This is a genomic window from Rhodococcus sp. NPDC060176 (assembly GCF_042728675.1).
Lineage (GTDB): Bacteria > Actinomycetota > Actinomycetes > Mycobacteriales > Mycobacteriaceae > Rhodococcus_F.
Window position 1 is genome coordinate 248,641 of record NZ_JBHWYS010000005.1, and the last position, 17,275, is coordinate 265,915.

Here is a 17,275-nt window from a genome sequence, read left to right on the forward strand (position 1 = left end):
CATGGCGGTGTCAATTTTGGTTGACAGATTTCGATTGTCAATCTAAATTGACAATATGACCGAAGCAACCTCTCTTGCCGCTGCCGCCGGCAGTCCGGATCCCGCCGAGGGATTGCGTGCCGTTCGAGCGCTGCGACGTCTACTCGAAAAACTCGAGGCCATTCAGGTCGCCAATGCGCGTCGTCACGGATGGTCCTGGCAGGCAATCGCGGAAACCCTCGAGGTCAGCCGTCAAGCCGTCCACAAGAAATATGCGTCCGCGCAATCGGAATCGATGCTGCGTTCACTGCGCGAGAAGGGCAGGTAAGTGCCATGTTCGAAAGATTCTCCGCGCAGGCGAGGGGAGTCGTCGTCGATGCTGTCGCCGGCTCCGGTCCTGTCACTCCGATGGAACTGTTGACCGCGTTGCTCACCTCTGATCGGGGCATCGCCACCGAGGTGCTCGCCGAGTCTGGTGTCACGCTCGACGTGATCCGCCACGCCGGCGCCGGGTCGAACGAAGGTAGCTCGAACAAGCTCGACGACGACGCCGAGATACTCAAGTCGATCGGCATCGATCTCGATGCGGTTCGGGAGAGTCTCGAGCAGTCCTTCGGCGAACGTGTGCTGGACGAGACTCCTGTGCCGAACGGCGTCGACACTTCCCGCAAGAGCCGATTCGGGTTCCCTCGTTCACGATTCGAGAAGGACTCCAAGAAGGTGTTGGAACTCTCGCTCCGTGAAGCGCTCGCGCACAAGGACAATCGCATCGGCGCCGAACACATCCTGCTCGGCATCCTGCGTGTCGCCGACGGACCCACCCGTGAGGCTCTCGAAACGCAGGTCACGATGTCGGTGATCCGTGAGCGGTTGGAAGCGAAGATGAATCGCGCGGCCTAGATTCGGCACGGTTCCGCATGCACGGGAGGGATGTGCCAGCATTCAGACATGACATTTCTGGCACGTCTCATCATCAACGGCATAGCCATCTGGCTGGCGTCGGCGTGGGTCACCGGCATCACGATCGCCAACCACGACAACGGCACCTGGGGCACGGTTCTCGTGATCGCGGTGATCGCCCTGATCTTCACGGTGGTCAACGCCTTCATCAAGCCGGTAGTACAGCTTCTCTCGCTACCGCTGCTCATCCTGACGCTCGGACTGTTCACTCTCGTGATCAACGCCCTGATGCTGATGCTGACGGCGTGGATCTCGTCCGGAACGTCCTACGGCTTGACGGTCGACGGCTTCTGGACGGCAGTCTGGGGCGCGCTGATCATCTCGATCGTGAACTTCCTGCTCAGCGCGTTCGTGCCCGACAACCGTTGAGTGCGTCGACGTTCAGGCGAGACTGAGCGCAACTGCGGTCGCGGCACCCCAGACGAGCATGGCAAGTCCGGTGTCGCGCAGCGCGGGGATCAGGGCCATTCCCTGCCCGCCTGAACGCAGCGGGGCGTTGGCTCGGATTGCCAGTGGCAACGCGAGCAATCCGAGCAATGCCCACGGAGTGCGCAGGATCAGCAGCAGGGTCGCGACGAACGGAACGGCCAGCAGGATCACGTGCAGCGTGCGGGTCTTCGCGTCCCCGAGCCGTACTGCGAGAGTGATCTTTCCGGACTCGGTGTCGGTCGGGATGTCGCGAAGATTGTTGGCAACGAGCACTGCGCTCGAGAACGAGCCGATGGCGATCGCTCCGGCCAGCCCGGCCAGATCGACCCGCTCGGCCTGCACGAACTGAGTTCCCAGTACTGCGATCAGCCCGAAGAAGATGAACACGGCGATCTCGCCGAACCCGCTGTATCCGTACGGCTTCTTGCCGCCGGTGTAGAACCAGGCACCGATGATGCAGAACACGCCGACCGCGACCAGCCACCACGCTGTGGTCGCCGCCAGAACGAACCCGGCCACCGCGGCAACGGCGAAGCAGCTGATCGCTGCGGCCTTCACGGCTCCGGGACTGACCAACTTCGATCCGACCAAGCGCAGTGGCCCGACGCGGTCGTCGTCCGTTCCGCGGATTCCGTCGGAATAGTCGTTCGCGAAATTCACCCCGACGATCAAGGCCAAGGAGACGACCAGTGCCAGGAGCGCCTTCCACCACACTGCGAGGTCCAGGGACGCCGCGGCTCCGGTGCCGACCAGCACGGGCGCAATCGCGTTCGGGAGTGTGCGCGGCCTCGCGCCTTCGATCCATTGAGCAGCTGTTGCCATACAAGGATCTTTGCACTGTGCAATACGATCGAACGCGGTGGATCAGCACATGACTCGAGACGTGAGTGAGCGCGCCAGGTACGCGCAGTCGGGCGAAGACCTGGCAGACATTGCCTTGCTCGGACCCGTTTCGACCAAAGTGGGCGATCGCCTGGTTCCGCTGCCGGGTCCGCGAGCTCGAACTCTGCTGGTTGCGCTGGCTCGCAATCCCGGTGAGCCACGCACCGCGCAGAGCCTGATCGACGACGTCTGGGGGCTGGAGCCGCCGCGCTCACCGATGAACGCCCTCCACACTCAGGTCTCGCGCTTGCGATCTGCACTCCCGGACGGGGCCCTCGAGGTCACGGCGGCCGGATACCGGCTCACTCTCGCCAGAGCGCGCGTCGACCTGGCCCGGGCAGCGGACGCGGCTCGTCGTCTGCACGCCGGCGACGCGGACGCGTCCGAGTCACTTGCGGCCGCGACCGAGGCGCTGCGCCTGTGGCGCGGCACACCCGGGAGCGACGTCGTCGGCGACGTCGCAGATCGTCTGGCGCTCGACGCGGGCCGCGTGTACGACGAACTGGAGACGGCGCAGATCGACGCGTTCCTCACGCTGGGGGAGTACGCGGCAGCCATTCCACTGGTGCGCGGACGGCACCTGGCGAATCCATTCGACGACACAGCAGCCGAAGCGCTGATGCGTGCGCTCGCCGGAGCCGGCCGGGTCAACGAGGCACTCGAGGTGTTCGCGGAGTTCCGAAACCATCTCGCCAACCGTCTGGGCGCTGATCCGTCACCCGCACTGGTGACTCTGAACGCGAAACTTCTGGGGGCACCTGCGGCAATACCGCGGGCTGCGCGTGCGATCGGCCTGCGGGCTGCCCCCAACGCCCTGCTCGGTCGCGACAACGACATCGACAAGATCGAATCCTTGCTCGCCCGCTCTCGCGTCGTCACGATTCTCGGACCCGGTGGTGCCGGAAAGACCCGCCTTGCACACGAATTGGGTCTGCGTGCATCCGTGAACCACCCGGGCGTGTCGGTGGTACTGGTGGAGTTGGCGTCGTTGCGTAGCAGCGAAGATGTGATCGCGGCCATCGGCGGCACCCTCGGAATCAGTGAATCCGACCTGGCTCCAGGCAAATTGACCGTCGGCCGGACGCATTCGGCGCGAGAACGACTCAAAGAGGCGCTGTCGGCCGGTCCGATGTTGCTCATCCTCGACAACTGCGAGCACGTGATCGGCGCGTGTTCGGAGATCGTGGCCGAGATGATCGCGGCCGGTCGTCAGTTGACGGTACTGACCACCAGTCGATCGCCGCTCATGATCAGCGCCGAGGCTGTGTACCCGTTGCCGCCGTTGGCGATCGACGACGGAACCGGCTCGGCAGTCGAACTCTTCTCAGCGAGAGCCCGCGCGGTGCGGCCGTCGGTTCATCTGGACGTCGACGCCGTCGTCAAGCTGTGTACGACGCTCGACGGACTCCCGTTGGCGATCGAACTCGCGGCCGCTCGGGTCCGGACGATGAGCGTCGACGAAATCGGTTCGAGACTGCGAGATCGGTTCGCGTTGTTGCGCTCCGATGATCCGACGTCTCCGGATCGGCATCGCACTCTGCACGCGGTGATCGACTGGAGTTGGAATCTGCTGGGCGGCGGCGATCAGATTGCGCTGCGTCGGTTGTGCCGATTCCCGGCAGGCTTCACGCTTTTCTCGGCGCAGGCCGTTGCCGGGTGGGGCGAGTTGACCGATGTGGCCGGTGCCGTCGAAGCGCTGGTGAATCAGTCTCTTCTTTCCGTCAGCGACGGGGAGGGTGAGCTTCGCTACTACATGCTCGAGACGGTCCGTGAATACGGCGAGGAGCAACTCGCCGCGTCCGGAGAGGGGCCGGAAGTGATTCGGCGCCTCGATGACTGGGCGATCGCGATCGCCGAGGACGCCGTCGTGCGTGCGCGCACCGATCAGCTGCGTCTGATTGCCGACCTGGACGCCGAGCACGACAATCTTCTCGCAGTTCTTCGCTGGGCAGTCGAGCGCGGCGACGCGATCACCGTGGCCAACGTCTTTCCCGTCCTTGCGATTCTGTGGGCAGTGCGAGGATCGAACTCGGAAATCTCGAACTGGGCGTCGAAGATCGTCGGGGCTACCGCGGACAACGATCTGCGCGACGTGAATGCGGAACTGGTGGGCGCCACGTTCATTCTGGTAGCGATGCATCTCTATTTCGGGGAGGCCGATCGAAACCATGCCCGCGCGCGGGTTCGTCTTCGAAAGTTGTTGCGAGAGCGCGATGATCTCGGTCCGTTGTTTGCGTTTCTGATCAGACTTTCCACGAGTGGGATCGCCAACCACAAACTTGCGCGGTTGGTTGCGGAGGGCGTTCGCAGCCCCGACCCCGAGACCCGAATGGCTGCGCTGTCCGCGCGTTCGAACATGCGGGAGAACATCGGCGATCTGCGCGGCGCATTGCTCGACGGGCAGGCTCTGTTCGACTACGCGACCAGTGTCGGTGACGAGTGGGGACTGGCGATGGCAGCCCAACATGTCGGGTCGGTTCACAGCCAGTCCGCCCGCTACGGCGACGCCATTGCGTTCTACGCGATTGCGGCGGCGTCGATGGAACGTCTCGGCGCGCGTGACGAGGCGATGCAGCTCATCTGCTTTCAAGCCGGAGCGATGATCGCATCCGGTGACACCGCCGGCGGGCGAACACTTCTCGATCGGGCGCGCCCGGCCTTGGCGCACTCGACCGGGACCGGTGCGATCGAAACCGATCAACGGCGAGCGGCACTCATGGCGAGCATTGCCGAGGCGGATCTCGCGGACGGCCGTATCGAGGACGGCCTGGCCCGCTATCGAGAAGCCCTGGAGTTGTTGGGTCCTGCAATCGAGAACATCTTCGGTGATCCCTTCGTCGTTCTACTCGGTGCCGCGGCAGTGTGTGCTCACGTCGTTCACGGACGACACGAACTCGTAGCCGGTCGGGTTCTGCAGATGAAGGATTCGAGTGCTCTCAAGTTCGATCCGAACGGTTATGCGGACCTGCCGCTCGCGGGTTCCTTGGCGTCGGCGATCGGGTCGTTCGATCTTGTCACGGGCAACATCGACCGCGGGGTCGAACTGATGGCTCTGTCGTTGAAAATGCCCGGGAGACAAGACTTCGTCTCGCTCCACCATGCGCGCCTGTCCGACTTCGCCGTTGGTGTGGTCGGAGCCGACAGGTGGTCCGTGGAAACCGAAAAGGTGTCGGGCTACTCACGCAGAGCGGTCCGCGAAGCAGCGTTGGCTGTGCTTCGCGGACCGGTGCTCGATTAGAGCTGGACAGTGGTGCGGGACTTACGTCTTGCGCATGTACATCCGGACGGTCAGAGGTGCCATGACGGCAACGATCACCGCGGCGCCGACCAACGACCACACGACGTGGATACCGAAGTGACCGTCGTTGGCCAGCTCGCGAACCGCGGTTACCAGGTGTGAGACCGGATTGACGTTCACGAACTTCTGAAGCCAACTTGGCATGGTGGCAGGATCGACGAACGCATTCGACAGGAACGTCAGCGGGAACAGCACGAGCATCGAAACGCCCTGCACCGTGGACGCTTTGTTCATCAGCACGCCCATGAGAGCGAAGATCCAGCTGATCGAGAACGCGCACACCATGACCAGGATCGCGGCGGACAGAATGCCGACCACGCCGCCCGCGGGGCGGTAACCCATCGCGAAACCGACGATGAACGTGATGGTCGTGGCGATGCCGTAGCGCACGACGTCGGCGAGCAATGCTCCGGACAGCGGGGCGATACGAGCGATGGGAAGGGATTTGAATCGGTCGAACACACCCTTGTCCATGTCCTCACGAAGCTGGGTGCCCGTGACGATGGAACCGGTGATGACGGTCTGAACGAGGATGCCGGGGATGATCGTCGGCAGATATGCCGTCACGTCACCGGCGATCGCGCCGCCGAAGATATAGGTGAACATCAACGTGAAGATGATCGGCTGGATGACGACGTCGAACAGTTGCTCGGGGTTGTGCTTGATCTTGAGAATTCCGCGGTACGCCATCGTGAACGTGTTCGCGAAGCTCTGCTGCAGGCTGATGCGGCGGGGTGCGGCATCCGGCTGGGCTATCGGTGACCGGGGTTTGGTGAGGGTGGTTGTCATGCGACGCTCCGATCGGAGTCGTTGTCGGACTGGGCGTCGTTGCGTCCACCGTCTTCGGGCTGGTGCCCGGTGATGGTCAGGAACACTTCGTCCAGGCTGGGTTTCTGTACGTTGATCTCGTCGACGGCGATACCTTGCTCGCGCAGGCGGATCAGCAGGTCGGCGGTGATCGACGGGTCGCTCAACGGGGCGGTGATCCGTCCGACCTCGGGCGTGACACCTACCTCGACGCCGAGCGCCGACGCGATGAGCGAGCGAGCTTCCTCGGTGCGATCTCGATCGACCAGCTTGAGTTGGAGCGAGGAGATCCCGACCGAAGCTTTGAGTTCGTCGGCGGTGCCGTTGGCGATCACGCGGCCGCGGTCGATCACCGCGATCCGATCCGCCAACTGATCGGCCTCGTCCAGGTACTGCGTGGTGAGCATCACTGTCGAACCCTCGGCGACCAATCGCCGGATGGTCACCCACATCTGGGCGCGGGTGCGCGGATCGAGGCCCGTGGTGGGCTCGTCGAGGAACAGCAGCGGCGGGCGGGCGATCAGGCTTGCTGCCAGGTCGAGGCGTCGACGCATACCGCCGGAGAAGTTCTTGAGCGGCTTGCTTGCTGCCTCGGCCAGGTCGAACTCTTCGAGGAGTTCGAGGGACTTGGTCCGCGCATCGCGGCGGCTCAGGCCGAGCAGTCGCGAGAAGATCACGAGGTTCTCGGTCGCGGTCAGGTCCTCGTCGACGGAGGCATACTGCCCGGTGACGCCGATCAGGGAGCGGACTGCGGTGGGTTCACGGCTGACGTCGTGGCCGAAGATGCGCGCCTCACCGCCGTCGGGACGAAGGAGGGTGGCGAGCATGCGGACGGTGGTGGTCTTGCCGGCGCCGTTCGGCCCGAGGACGCCGAAGACCGAGCCGGTGGGGACGGTGAGGCTGACGCCGTCGACCGCGCGGTGCTCGCCGAACTTCTTGACGAGTCCGTCGGCCTCGATGGCAAGAGGCGAAGCTGTGTGGTTCATGGGGTGAAGCTTGGCAGATCGATCTTGCATGGACCTTGCGTGGAACTTGCGGTTACTTGCACAGCGCGCGAGGTCGGTGCTCCACAACCGGCAGACAATCCCCAGACGGATCTTGTTTGTCGGTGTGCGGGCGCGATGGCGTCACGCTCGCTGCATGGGAATTCTCACGCGGGCGCAGGCGCACCGGGACGGCACCAGCGACGCGCAGTTGCAGCGAGCGGTCAGGCGCGGTGAGCTGTACCGAATCGCAGCGGGGATCTACATGCGAGCCGATCACTTTCGCGAACTCGATGAGAGAGCACGCCACCGGTGCGCTGTCCTCGCGGCCGCTGAAACCTGTGGTCCAGGTGCGATCGTGAGCCACGCTTCGGCAGCGGTCATGCACGGATTGGATTGCGGCGGATTGCGATTGGGCACCGTGCACATGACGCGTAACCGGTGCTCGGGTGGGCGGAAGAGTCAGACCTTGCATCTTCATCCAGCAGTGGTCCCGCCCGAGGAGGTCGTGCTGATCGACGGCGTCGCAACCACGTCACTTGCGCGAACATTCGTAGACCTCGCACGGACGACGTCGTTCGAGAACGCCGTGGTGATCGGCGATTGCGCCCTGCGACGCGGAATGAGGCGTGAGGACGTCGACGCTTCGCTCGATCATGCGCGCGGAAGGCTGGGCATGAGTCGTGCGCGAGTGGCGGCGGAGTTCATCGAACCGGGTGCCGAGAGCCCAGGGGAGTCCATCAGCCGCGTACGCATGCGCGCCGACGGTTGGCCGAAGCCGACCCTGCAGCACGAGATCCGTCATGGTGGCCGGTTCATCGGACGAGTCGACTTCTTCTGGAAAGAGCACGGTGCGGTGGGCGAGTTCGACGGGATGGTCAAGTACCGCGGCGACAATCCGGGTAGGGCGGTAGAGCGCGAGAAACTGCGTGAGGACGCGATCCGGGACGCGGGGTTCGAGGTGTTCCGCTGGGTGTGGGCGGATCTTCGCGACTTCGAACGCGTCCGGGAAAGGTTCGAGCGGGCTTGCCTCCGCGCAGCCGCGCGCTGATTGTGCAGCCGCGGGGCTGGTCAGGCCTGCGGCTGAACAATAGTGCTGCGGCTGCTAGCTGAACCGAGCCACCAGGGCGGCGCGGTCGAGCTTGCCCGGTCCACGCAGGGGGAGCGCGTCCACGACGAACAGTTCGCGCGGGGCTGCGGTGACGTCGAGTGTCCGCTGAGCATGTGTGCGCAGTTCCTCGAGCGTCGGAGCTTCGCCCTCTGGTACGACGACGGCCACCACCCGCTGCCCGAGACGCTTGTCCTCGATGCCGATCACCGCGCACTCGCGAACGGCGGGGTGATCTGCCAACGCGGCCTCGACCACCTGCGGTACGACGGTCAGCCCGCCGGTGGAGATTGCCTCGTCCAGTCGGCCGCTGATGCGCAGGACCCCGTCGACCACCGATCCGGCGTCGTCGGTCCGGAACCACCCGGGCTCGGCGAAGGCTGGGTGGTCGGGAAGCCCGCGGTACCCGGACGCGAGCATCGGCCCACCCAGCAGAACCCGGCCGTCGTCGATGCGAATCTTTGCCCCGGACAACGGGATTCCGTCGTACACACAGCCGCCGGACGTCTCACTCATTCCGTAGGTCCGGACGACGGTGATGCCAGCTTCGGTGGCCTGCGCGAGCACCGGCGCGGGAGTAGCAGCGCCGCCGAGCAGGACAGCGTCGAGCGAAGCCAACGCCTCGACAGCGGTGCGATCACCGAGCGCCTTGACCAACTGCGTCGGCACCAACGAGGTGTAGCGGCGCGGTCCGCTCATCGCGGCGACAGCGCCCGGCAAGGCCGCCGGGTCGAAACCCGCGCTGACGTCGACGATCACCGGTTGTGTTCCGGCGAGGACACTGCGCAACAGAACCTGCATCCCGGCGATGTGGTGCGGAGGGAGAACCAGCAACCAGGATCCCGGCCCGCCGAGGCGTTCATGCGTCGCGTCGCCGCTGGCCCGCAGTGCGCTCGCCGTGAGCATCGCACCCTTCGGAGTGCCGGTGGTTCCCGAGGTTGCGACTACCAGCGAAACACCGTCGTCGATGGGCTGATCGGGGTGCAGTGCATCGCTCAGGCGGGCAGTCTCGCGTGCGTCGGCCGCCGGGACGGGGAGCACGGCGTCGTGCTTGCCTTCGAGGATCTGCGCGATGCGCGGCAGCACCTCGAAAACGGCCTCACCCTGCGGAACGGCCAGTGTGCGAAGAACGCTCACCGGACGTCCGGCCCGGCCAGCGGCCAACCACCGGCAGCCAGATGGCTTCGCACGCGGTCGACGTCGGTTTCGAGTGGCATCTCGTTGGTGATCTTCGTGATGAGGACCTGGATGTCGGTCTTCTCGATGGGCAGATCGCCGTCCTCGATCAACGCGTCGGCGACGGCGTCGACCTCGGTTTCGGAGAGTCTGCGAGTGAGAAGTGCGAAGAGGGGGATGTAGTCCTGCTCAGGGACGCCATTGGGATAGCCGGCCCGCAACCAGCCGACTATCGACGTGAGGAAGGGCGGAAGGGCCATGACGTCAGCTCACGTCTCGAACTTCGTTGTCGGATTCCGCGTCTTCGATGACCGGCCACCCACCTGCACGCAGTCTCTCGCTGACACGATCGACGTCGTCCTCGGAAGGCTCCTCGTTGAGGATTCCCTCGATGATGGCGCGGATGGTGTCGTAGTCGACGTGCCGGTCCGGTACCTCGTGTGCGGACTCGATGGACATCGAAACGACCTGCTCGATCTCCTCGTCGGTCAGACGACGACGGAGAACGGCGAGCAGTGCAAAATGATCCTTGTCCGGGATGCCCTCGGGGTACCCGGCACGCAGCCAGTCGAGCACGCTGCGCAATGAATACTTGCTCAAATCCTCGGCCTCAATTTCGTTTCGGTGGTTTCAGTGGTGTGCCGCGACGACCACTCAGAAGACGTGGATTCCGAACGTGCTGGCCAAGAAGTTCTTCATCAACAACAGTATTCCGGCGAAGATCGTGACGAGCACGACCGCAAAACAGAGGTACGCACCCATTTTACCCAGGGTGGACGGTCCTTCGGTGCCGTCAGCGTTCGGCAGGCTCAGCGACTTGAGGCCGAAGGCGAAGATCGCCGGCAGTCCGGCTCCGAAGAGCAGTCCGACTGCCACTACCTGCCAGAGCGAATCGAGGGTATCGGTGAGTAGATGCATTCTCTTGCGCCCCTTTCAGGAGTTGCGAGTGGGTTCGGTGGACGGAGTGGGATCGGCGACCGGAATCTCTCGAGCCGTCACATCCGGATTCTCGTCCCATTCGGCGGTCACGTTGGCCGCGTCTACGGGTTCCTTACGCGAGCGCAGGTACATGAAGATCGCGAACGCGATGAGAGCGGCGAAGACGACGAGCACCCCGGCCAGTCCACCGACCAGATGCGCGAGTGCCCAGCAGATAGCGCCGACGACGGCGGCCGACGGCAGCGTGATCAGCCAGGCGGCGGCCATTCGGCCTGCGACGCCCCAGCGGACCTCCGCGCCCTTGCGGCCGATGCCGGTGCCGAGGATGGATCCGGTGGCGACGTGGGTGGTCGAGAGGGGGAGTCCGAGATGGCTCGACGTGAGGATGATGGCGGCCGACGATGCTTCGGCTGCCAGACCCTGCGGCGCGGCGATCTCGACAAGGCCCTTGCCCAGGGTGCGGATGATGCGCCAACCGCCGAGGTAGGTGCCGAGAGCGATCGCGACGGCACAGGTGAACTTCACCCAGAACGGCATCTCGGTTTCGGCGGTGATGGTGCCGTGAGCGACCAGGGCCAAAAAGATGACGCCCATCGTCTTCTGGGCGTCATTGGTGCCGTGCGCAAGTGAGATCAGTGAGGCGGTGCCGATCTGGCCGTAGCGGAAACCGCGCTCACGCTCGTCTTCCTTAACGGATGCGGTGATTCGGTACACGAGCTTGGTGCCGACGCCGGCGACCAGAGCCGCGACGACCGGCGCGAGGATTGCGGGGACGACGACCTTGGTCAGGACCCCGCCCCACTCGACGCCGCCCATTCCGATGGAGGCGATTGCGGCGCCGATCAATCCGCCGAACAGTGCGTGCGAGGAGCTCGACGGCAATCCGAGCAGCCAGGTGGCCAGATTCCAGATGATTCCGCCGACAAGACCGGCGAACACGATCAGCAGCAGATCCTGCCCACTGACCGCGCCGAGGTTGACGACTCCTTTGGCCACGGTCGCGGCGACCTCGACGGAGAGGAACGCGCCGACCAGGTTCAGGATCGCGGAAAGTGTGACCGCAACTTTGGGCTTGAGTGCACCGGTCGCGATGGAGGTGGCCATTGCGTTACCCGTGTCGTGAAAACCATTCGTGAAATCGAACGCGAGGGCGGTGACAACTACCACCAGGAGGATTAAAAGCTCTGCGGTCACAACGTGAATTGTGCGTATCGAACGCGTAAAAGTACAGCGAACGGGATGCGAACAGCGGCTCCGTGGAGTACGTCGCCGCGCGTGGGCTGCGGCGCTGCCGTTCGTGATGTGTTCAGCGCCACGAATTTCGAACCCTGTGTGGGACCTCACTTTTTGGTCTCACTCACCGGGAAGGCACATTCGGGCCGTTTTAAACGCTGATTACCTACGGGCACCGAGCGCACCGGAACAGGGGTTTCACCCCTGTATCTCGGTGTCTGTCAGTGAGAAGGAGAGCTCCGACCGTGAAGCCCAACAAGTCCACGAAGCTGATCGTGGCACTCGCCGCGACCGCCGTTCTGGCATCAGCCTGCGCATCGAATCGTGGTGACGATCCCTACGCCGTCGCTGTCGGCGGATCAGGCGTCAGCGCCGACGTCGCGTCGAGCACCTCCGATGCCAAATTCGGCACCCTCGATTCGCCGTGCGGCGAAGGCGATGCCACCGGGGCAACCGATCAGGGCGTCAGCGACACCGAGATCAAGATCGGGTTCGGTGACGACCGCGGGTACGTGAAGTCTCCGGGGCTGAACAAGGAAATGAGCGACGCGGTGAACGCGCTCATCTCGTGGTGCAACGATCAGGGCGGCATCAACGGCCGCAAGGTCGTCGGAACCGACTGCGACGCCGCGATGACACAGGCCAACTCGGTCATGCAGGAAGCGTGCGCAAGCCAGTTCATGATGGTCGGCTACGGCTTCGCGATGGATCAGACCGCCGAGCAGACGCGTGTCGCGTGCAACCTGGTGTCCGTGCCAGGCTTCACCGTCTCGCCCGACGCAGCCAACGGACCGATGACGTTCCAGGGTGTCCCGTTCCCGGTCGATTACGCGAACGGCTCGCAGTGGTTCCAGATGGCCGAGATGCACCCTGACCTGGTCAACGACTTCGACGTCGTCAACAGCACGATGCCCACGATCATCAGCTCCACCACGAAGATTCGTTCGATTGCCGAGGCTGCGGGCTTCAAGCTCAAGGATTGTGGCGTCACCCTCAACTACGAGGGTGAATCGAGCTACGTGCCCTTTGCCGAGAAGTTCAAGGAGTGCGGCGCGAAGGGGATCTGGACGTCACGATCGGCGAGCCCTTCGGAACTGAACTTCGTCAAGGCCCTCGACCAGGTCGGGATCGATCCCATCTTCTTCGGTGAAGCCACTTGGTACGGCGCGACCGTCTCCGATTGGAACAAGGACACCGGCCTGCTCGACAACCTCAACGCGGGCATGACCTTCCAGATGCTCGAGAACGCGGACAAGGTGCCCGCAGTGAAGAAGTACGTCGATCTGGTCGCCGAGCAGGGTGGCAAGACCGCGCTCCTCGGTATGCAGGCGGCATCGTCCTTCTTACTGTGGGCCGCCGCCGCGGACGAGTGCGGCAGCGATCTGACGCGTCAGTGCATGGTCGACGAACTCTCGAACATTCACGAGTGGGACGGCGGCGGACTGCACGCCGCCACCGATCCCGGCAAGAACATGCCGGCTACTTGCGGACTCACGACCTCGCTGAAGGGCAATACCTACTCGCAGGCGTTCCCGTCGACCGCGGGCGAATTCAAGTGTGACCCCAAGTACCTCGTCGCGACCGACAAGAGCACCTGGGGAACCGAACTCGGCACCGACCGCGTGTCGACGAAGTACCAGAACGCGAACGTCATCAAGCCGCAGTCCTGATTCTCCTGACTCGGGTGGTGAGCGCCAACCACCGCCCGAGTCCCTAACGAGGGTTCAGCCATGAACACTTTTGTCACTTTCACGATCCTGGGCCTGGTCCTGGGGTCGGTGTACGCGATCGCCGCCTCCGGGCTGGTGCTCACGTACAACACGTCAGGCATCTTCAACTTCGCGCACGGTGCACAGGCAATGCTCGGTGCGTTCATCTACTGGCAGTTGCGCTACGGCTGGGAACTTCCCACCGTCGTCGCTTTGCTGATTTCACTCGTCCTGGTCGGGCCACTGATGGGCCTCGGCCTCTACGTCCTGATCATGAAGGGTCTGCGCGATACCGCCGAGGTCACCAAAATCGTTGTGACGGTCTCGATCCTGCTCGGAATGCTCTCGATCTCGCACTGGTTCTGGCACCCCGAAACTGCTCGGACGATGCAGATGTTCTTCGGCGACCAGTCCAAGATCACGGTGTTCGGCGCGAGCATTCGCTACCACGAGTTGATCTGCATCCTCGTTGCGATCGCCATCGCCGTCGGCCTGCGGATCCTGTTCACGCGCACCCGCGCCGGCGTCGCGATGCGCGGCGTCGTCGACGATCCGGAACTACTGCGCCTCAACGGGCACAATCCGGAGCGCCTCGCGGCACTCTCGTGGGCGATGGGTTCGACGCTCGCCGTCCTCGCCGGCATCCTGATCACCCCGATCAGCGGCGGCACGCTCGAAGCGAACATGTTGACGCTCTTGGTGATCGACGCGTTTGCCGCGGCCATGTTCGGCCGGTTGCGCAGCATCCCGCGCACCTTTGTCGGCGCCGTGGTTCTCGGGCTTGCCGGTACGTACGTATTGGCGTACTTCCCGACGAGTTGGAGTTGGACGTCGAATTTCCGTGTCTCCCTGCCGATGATCGCGCTGTTCGTCGTACTCATCGTCCTACCTCAGGACCGCTTGCGCGGTGCGGTCACTCGTACTCGCGAGCGCTACCACGTGCCGAGCGTGCGCAAGGCCGTCGTCTGGGGCGTGGCCCTGATCGTCATCGTCTACCTGATCCGTCTGCTGATGGTGACGTCCGCGGTCACCACACTGACCATCGGAATGACGTTTGCGATCATCGCACTCTCGCTCACCCTCCTCACCGGCTATGCGGGTGAATTGAACTTGGCGCCGGTGTCTTTCGGCGCTATCGCCACCATCGTGGCCTTCCACTTCGGGATCTCCGGTTCCGGATTGGCCGCGCACCTCAACCTGTGGGGCATCGTCGTCGGAGTCCTGGTCACCGCAGTCATCGGCGGCCTGGTTGCCCTGCCGGCGCTGCGGCTGCGAGGGCTGTATCTGGCGCTTGCGACCATGGCCTTCGGAGTGTTCCTCTCCAACATGGTTCTTCGTGACACCACCGAACACGAGATGTTCGGCATGAAGTACTCGCTGTTCAAGGACGGCAACATCGCCCTCCCGCCGCTGAAGATCGGCCCGCTCGATCTGAGCAACGAGACGGTGTTCCTGATGACCGTGACCGCGCTGTTCTCGGTACTCGGCGTCGGCGTCATCGCGTTGCGTAACAGCGGCTACGGGCGCCGACTCGCTGCGATGAAGGACAGCCCGGCCGGTTCGGCGATGCTCGGGCAGAGCCTGGTTCGGCTCAAGCTGAGCGTTTTCATGATCTCTTCGGGGATCGCCGGTCTCGGCGGCATTCTGATGTCGAGCGCCATGGGCTCCGTCTCGGGCGAGAGCTTTGCCATCATGGTCAGCCTCTCGCTGCTCATGTTGACCGTCGTCGCGGGTATCGGATACGTCACCGGTGCCCTGTTCGGTGGACTGATGGCCGGAATCGGGTTTGCGGTCATCATGGTTTCGTTCACCAATCTGGCTTCGGCGCAACCGGAGTTGGAGGGAATGTGGCTGCTCTTCGGCAACATCGCGGCCGTCAGCCCGGCACTGATCGGCATCGGCGTCGGCGCGAACCCCAGCGGAACGGTCCACAGCGTGATCGAGGGCTACCGAAGGCTTGCCGACGCCAGGCCGGTTCTGATCGGCGGCGCCGCAGTTGTTCTGCTGACGTACGTCCTTGCCCTGACCGGCGTGCTCGGCAACTGGTGGTTCGCGTCCATCACGATTGCCGTGGTGTTCATGTTGCCGGTGATCGGTGAGATGGTCATGCCCAGTGCGGTTCTCACCCCGGAAGAACTGGCTGCCAAGTCGACAATCGTTCCCGAGGACGTCGGGATCGTCGTTCCGTACAGCCCCGAGATCCGTGACGAGATCGACCGCGAACTGGGGATTCCTCAGTACCAGGGCGGCTCGCCGAAGGAGTTGACCGCTCATGTCTGATGCACCACTTCTCGAAACACGCGGTGTGAGCGTTCGTTTCGGTGGACACGTCGCGGTTAAGGACGTTTCGCTCACCGTGCAACCCGGCACGGTGACGGGACTCATCGGACCGAACGGCGCCGGTAAGACGACGCTCTTCAATACCATCACCGGGCTGCAGAAACCCACGTCCGGTCAGGTGTTCCTCGGTGGCGTCGACGTGACGAAGCTGCCGCCGCACAAGCGTGCGGGTCGGGGGCTGGCACGTACCTTTCAGCGGCTCGAACTGTTCGTCTCGCTGTCGGTGCGTGACAACCTGCGCGTCGCGGGAGACATCCACAAGGCCAACGGCCGCAACAAGATCGACGTGGACGGTGAGACCGATCGCCTGCTGGAGCTGACCGGGCTCACGGATGTCGCTGACAAGGACGTCGCGGACATTCCCACCGGACGTGCTCGCGTCGTCGAAGTTGCACGAGCCCTCATGACCGACCCGCGAGTCCTTCTGCTCGACGAACCGGCCTCGGGTCAGACCGAGCAGGAAACCGAGGTCTTTGCGGAGATGCTCACCGAACTGGCTGCGGGTGGACTCGGAATCTGTCTGGTGGAGCACGACATTCCGCTGGTGATGAAGGTGTGCTCGACCATTCACGTGCTCGACTACGGCGCTGTCCTCGCCTCGGGTGATCCGGAGAAGATCCGGACGGATCCGGAAGTGATCGCGGCCTACATCGGGACCGAGGAGGAGGCGGTATGACTTCAGCGAAAATTGGCGAGGCGAAAATTGGCGAGGGTATACGCAGCCCCGACCGCGCCGAACCGTTACTCGAACTGTCCGGTGTCCGCGCCGGTTACGGGTCCATCGAGGTTCTGCACGGCGTGGATCTGGTCCTCGAACCGGGCGCCGTGGTGGCGTTGCTCGGACCCAATGGCGGCGGCAAGACGTCGACGCTCAAGATATGTTCGGGCGTCCTGCCCGTCACCCGCGGCGAGTTCCGGCTCGCGGGCCAGGTCGTGAACGGCGTCGAGCCTTCGGAGTTGGCGCGGCTGGGTGTCTGCTCCATCCCCGAGGGACGCGGGATCTTCGCCAACCTCACTGTGCGGGAAAACCTGTGGATCGCCACCGGAACGGGCGTCGGGCTGGCCGAACTCGAAGAGGTTGCGTACGGCAGGTTCCCGATCCTGGGGGAGCGGCGCGGACAGTTGGCCGGATCGATGTCCGGTGGTGAGCAGCAGATGCTGGCGCTGTCACGGGCACTCGGCACTCACCCGACGGTGCTCCTGCTCGACGAGCTGTCGATGGGACTCGCACCTCGAATCGTCTCGCAGATGTACGACGTCGTCGGCTCGCTTGCAGCCGAAGGGATTTCCATTCTCGTCGCCGAGCAGTTCGCACGAGCGGTGCTGCCCATCGCGACCTCGGCCGCACTGATGTTGCAGGGACGCGTCGTCAAGACCGGCGATCCACACGACATCGAAAACGAACTTTCTACCAGTTATCTAGGAGGATGAC

The 17,275-nt window shown here is 64.0% G+C and carries 17 protein-coding genes; 9 read left to right on the forward strand and 8 right to left on the reverse strand.

Annotation, left to right across the window (positions count from 1 at the left end):
* The first annotated feature begins 55 nt into the window (after nucleotides 1–55).
* Genes ACFWEM_RS23690 through ACFWEM_RS23700 form a run of 3 tightly spaced genes read left to right on the forward strand, consistent with a single transcriptional unit; the run spans nucleotide 56 to nucleotide 1,308 of the window.
* Nucleotides 56–307: an HTH domain-containing protein gene (locus ACFWEM_RS23690; RefSeq protein WP_230812121.1), complete on the forward strand. Its 252-nt coding sequence runs from the start codon at nucleotides 56–58 to the stop codon at nucleotides 305–307.
* Nucleotides 308–312: 5 nt separating this feature from the next.
* The gene (locus tag ACFWEM_RS23695) at nucleotides 313–879 is read left to right on the forward strand and encodes a Clp protease N-terminal domain-containing protein (protein WP_378537596.1); all 567 of its coding nucleotides are present in this window, start codon (nucleotides 313–315) and stop codon (nucleotides 877–879) included.
* A 48-nt stretch (nucleotides 880–927) separates the two neighbouring features.
* Nucleotides 928–1,308 (forward strand): phage holin family protein, encoded by a 381-nt coding sequence (locus ACFWEM_RS23700; protein WP_003941998.1) that lies wholly within the window; start codon nucleotides 928–930, stop codon nucleotides 1,306–1,308.
* Nucleotides 1,309–1,320: 12 nt separating this feature from the next.
* Here the strand turns inward: ACFWEM_RS23700 and ACFWEM_RS23705 are convergent, their stop codons facing one another.
* A complete protein-coding gene (locus ACFWEM_RS23705; protein ID WP_230812123.1) occupies nucleotides 1,321–2,190 on the reverse strand; it encodes a 1,4-dihydroxy-2-naphthoate polyprenyltransferase in 870 nt (289 codons plus the stop codon).
* A gap of 49 nt (nucleotides 2,191–2,239) precedes the next feature.
* On the opposite strand from ACFWEM_RS23705, the gene ACFWEM_RS23710 reads away from it, so the two are divergent.
* The gene (locus ACFWEM_RS23710) at nucleotides 2,240–5,488 is read left to right on the forward strand and encodes a BTAD domain-containing putative transcriptional regulator (RefSeq protein WP_378537598.1); all 3,249 of its coding nucleotides are present in this window, start codon (nucleotides 2,240–2,242) and stop codon (nucleotides 5,486–5,488) included.
* Nucleotides 5,489–5,509: 21 nt separating this feature from the next.
* Here the strand turns inward: ACFWEM_RS23710 and ACFWEM_RS23715 are convergent, their stop codons facing one another.
* On the reverse strand, nucleotides 5,510–6,337 hold the full coding sequence (locus ACFWEM_RS23715; RefSeq protein ID WP_003941848.1) for an ABC transporter permease: 828 nt from the start codon (nucleotides 6,335–6,337) through the stop codon (nucleotides 5,510–5,512).
* Nucleotides 6,334–7,341, reverse strand: coding sequence for an ATP-binding cassette domain-containing protein (locus ACFWEM_RS23720; protein WP_378447160.1), 1,008 nt, complete (start codon nucleotides 7,339–7,341; stop codon nucleotides 6,334–6,336). The genes ACFWEM_RS23715 and ACFWEM_RS23720 overlap by 4 nt, the downstream gene beginning before the upstream one ends.
* Nucleotides 7,342–7,495: 154 nt before the next feature.
* Here ACFWEM_RS23720 and ACFWEM_RS23725 point away from each other — a divergent pair, with 154 nt between their 5' ends.
* The gene (locus ACFWEM_RS23725) at nucleotides 7,496–8,389 is read left to right on the forward strand and encodes a hypothetical protein (RefSeq protein WP_378537601.1); all 894 of its coding nucleotides are present in this window, start codon (nucleotides 7,496–7,498) and stop codon (nucleotides 8,387–8,389) included.
* A gap of 54 nt (nucleotides 8,390–8,443) precedes the next feature.
* On the opposite strand, the gene menE is transcribed toward ACFWEM_RS23725, so the two are convergent.
* From menE to ACFWEM_RS23750, 5 genes are read right to left on the reverse strand one after another with little or no spacing between them, the layout of a single operon-like run.
* Nucleotides 8,444–9,583 (reverse strand): o-succinylbenzoate--CoA ligase, encoded by a 1,140-nt coding sequence (gene menE / locus ACFWEM_RS23730; RefSeq protein WP_378537603.1) that lies wholly within the window; start codon nucleotides 9,581–9,583, stop codon nucleotides 8,444–8,446.
* Nucleotides 9,580–9,882, reverse strand: a complete 303-nt coding sequence (locus tag ACFWEM_RS23735) for a DUF3349 domain-containing protein (protein ID WP_003941976.1) — start codon at nucleotides 9,880–9,882, stop codon at nucleotides 9,580–9,582. The genes menE and ACFWEM_RS23735 overlap by 4 nt, the downstream gene beginning before the upstream one ends.
* 4 nt (nucleotides 9,883–9,886) lie before the next feature.
* A complete protein-coding gene (locus ACFWEM_RS23740) occupies nucleotides 9,887–10,222 on the reverse strand; it encodes a DUF3349 domain-containing protein (protein WP_378447163.1) in 336 nt (111 codons plus the stop codon).
* A gap of 54 nt (nucleotides 10,223–10,276) precedes the next feature.
* A complete protein-coding gene (locus tag ACFWEM_RS23745; RefSeq protein ID WP_003942079.1) occupies nucleotides 10,277–10,540 on the reverse strand; it encodes a hypothetical protein in 264 nt (87 codons plus the stop codon).
* A 15-nt stretch (nucleotides 10,541–10,555) separates the two neighbouring features.
* Nucleotides 10,556–11,755 carry an anion permease gene (locus ACFWEM_RS23750; RefSeq protein WP_378537606.1) on the reverse strand — a complete coding sequence of 400 codons (1,200 nt, stop codon included), beginning with the start codon at nucleotides 11,753–11,755 and terminating at the stop codon, nucleotides 10,556–10,558.
* Between the two features lie 284 nt (nucleotides 11,756–12,039).
* On the opposite strand from ACFWEM_RS23750, the gene ACFWEM_RS23755 reads away from it, so the two are divergent.
* Genes ACFWEM_RS23755 through ACFWEM_RS23770 form a run of 4 tightly spaced genes read left to right on the forward strand, consistent with a single transcriptional unit; the run spans nucleotide 12,040 to nucleotide 17,274 of the window.
* Nucleotides 12,040–13,464, forward strand: a complete 1,425-nt coding sequence (locus ACFWEM_RS23755; protein ID WP_378537608.1) for an ABC transporter substrate-binding protein — start codon at nucleotides 12,040–12,042, stop codon at nucleotides 13,462–13,464.
* 60 nt (nucleotides 13,465–13,524) lie between these two features.
* A complete protein-coding gene (locus ACFWEM_RS23760; protein ID WP_378537610.1) occupies nucleotides 13,525–15,783 on the forward strand; it encodes an ABC transporter permease in 2,259 nt (752 codons plus the stop codon).
* Entirely contained in the window at nucleotides 15,776–16,519 is a 744-nt protein-coding gene (locus ACFWEM_RS23765) for an ABC transporter ATP-binding protein (protein ID WP_050656716.1), read from the forward strand. Before ACFWEM_RS23760 ends, ACFWEM_RS23765 begins: the two co-directional genes overlap by 8 nt.
* Entirely contained in the window at nucleotides 16,516–17,274 is a 759-nt protein-coding gene (locus tag ACFWEM_RS23770) for an ABC transporter ATP-binding protein (RefSeq protein ID WP_378537612.1), read from the forward strand. Before ACFWEM_RS23765 ends, ACFWEM_RS23770 begins: the two co-directional genes overlap by 4 nt.
* The last annotated feature ends 1 nt before the right edge of the window (nucleotide 17,275 follow it).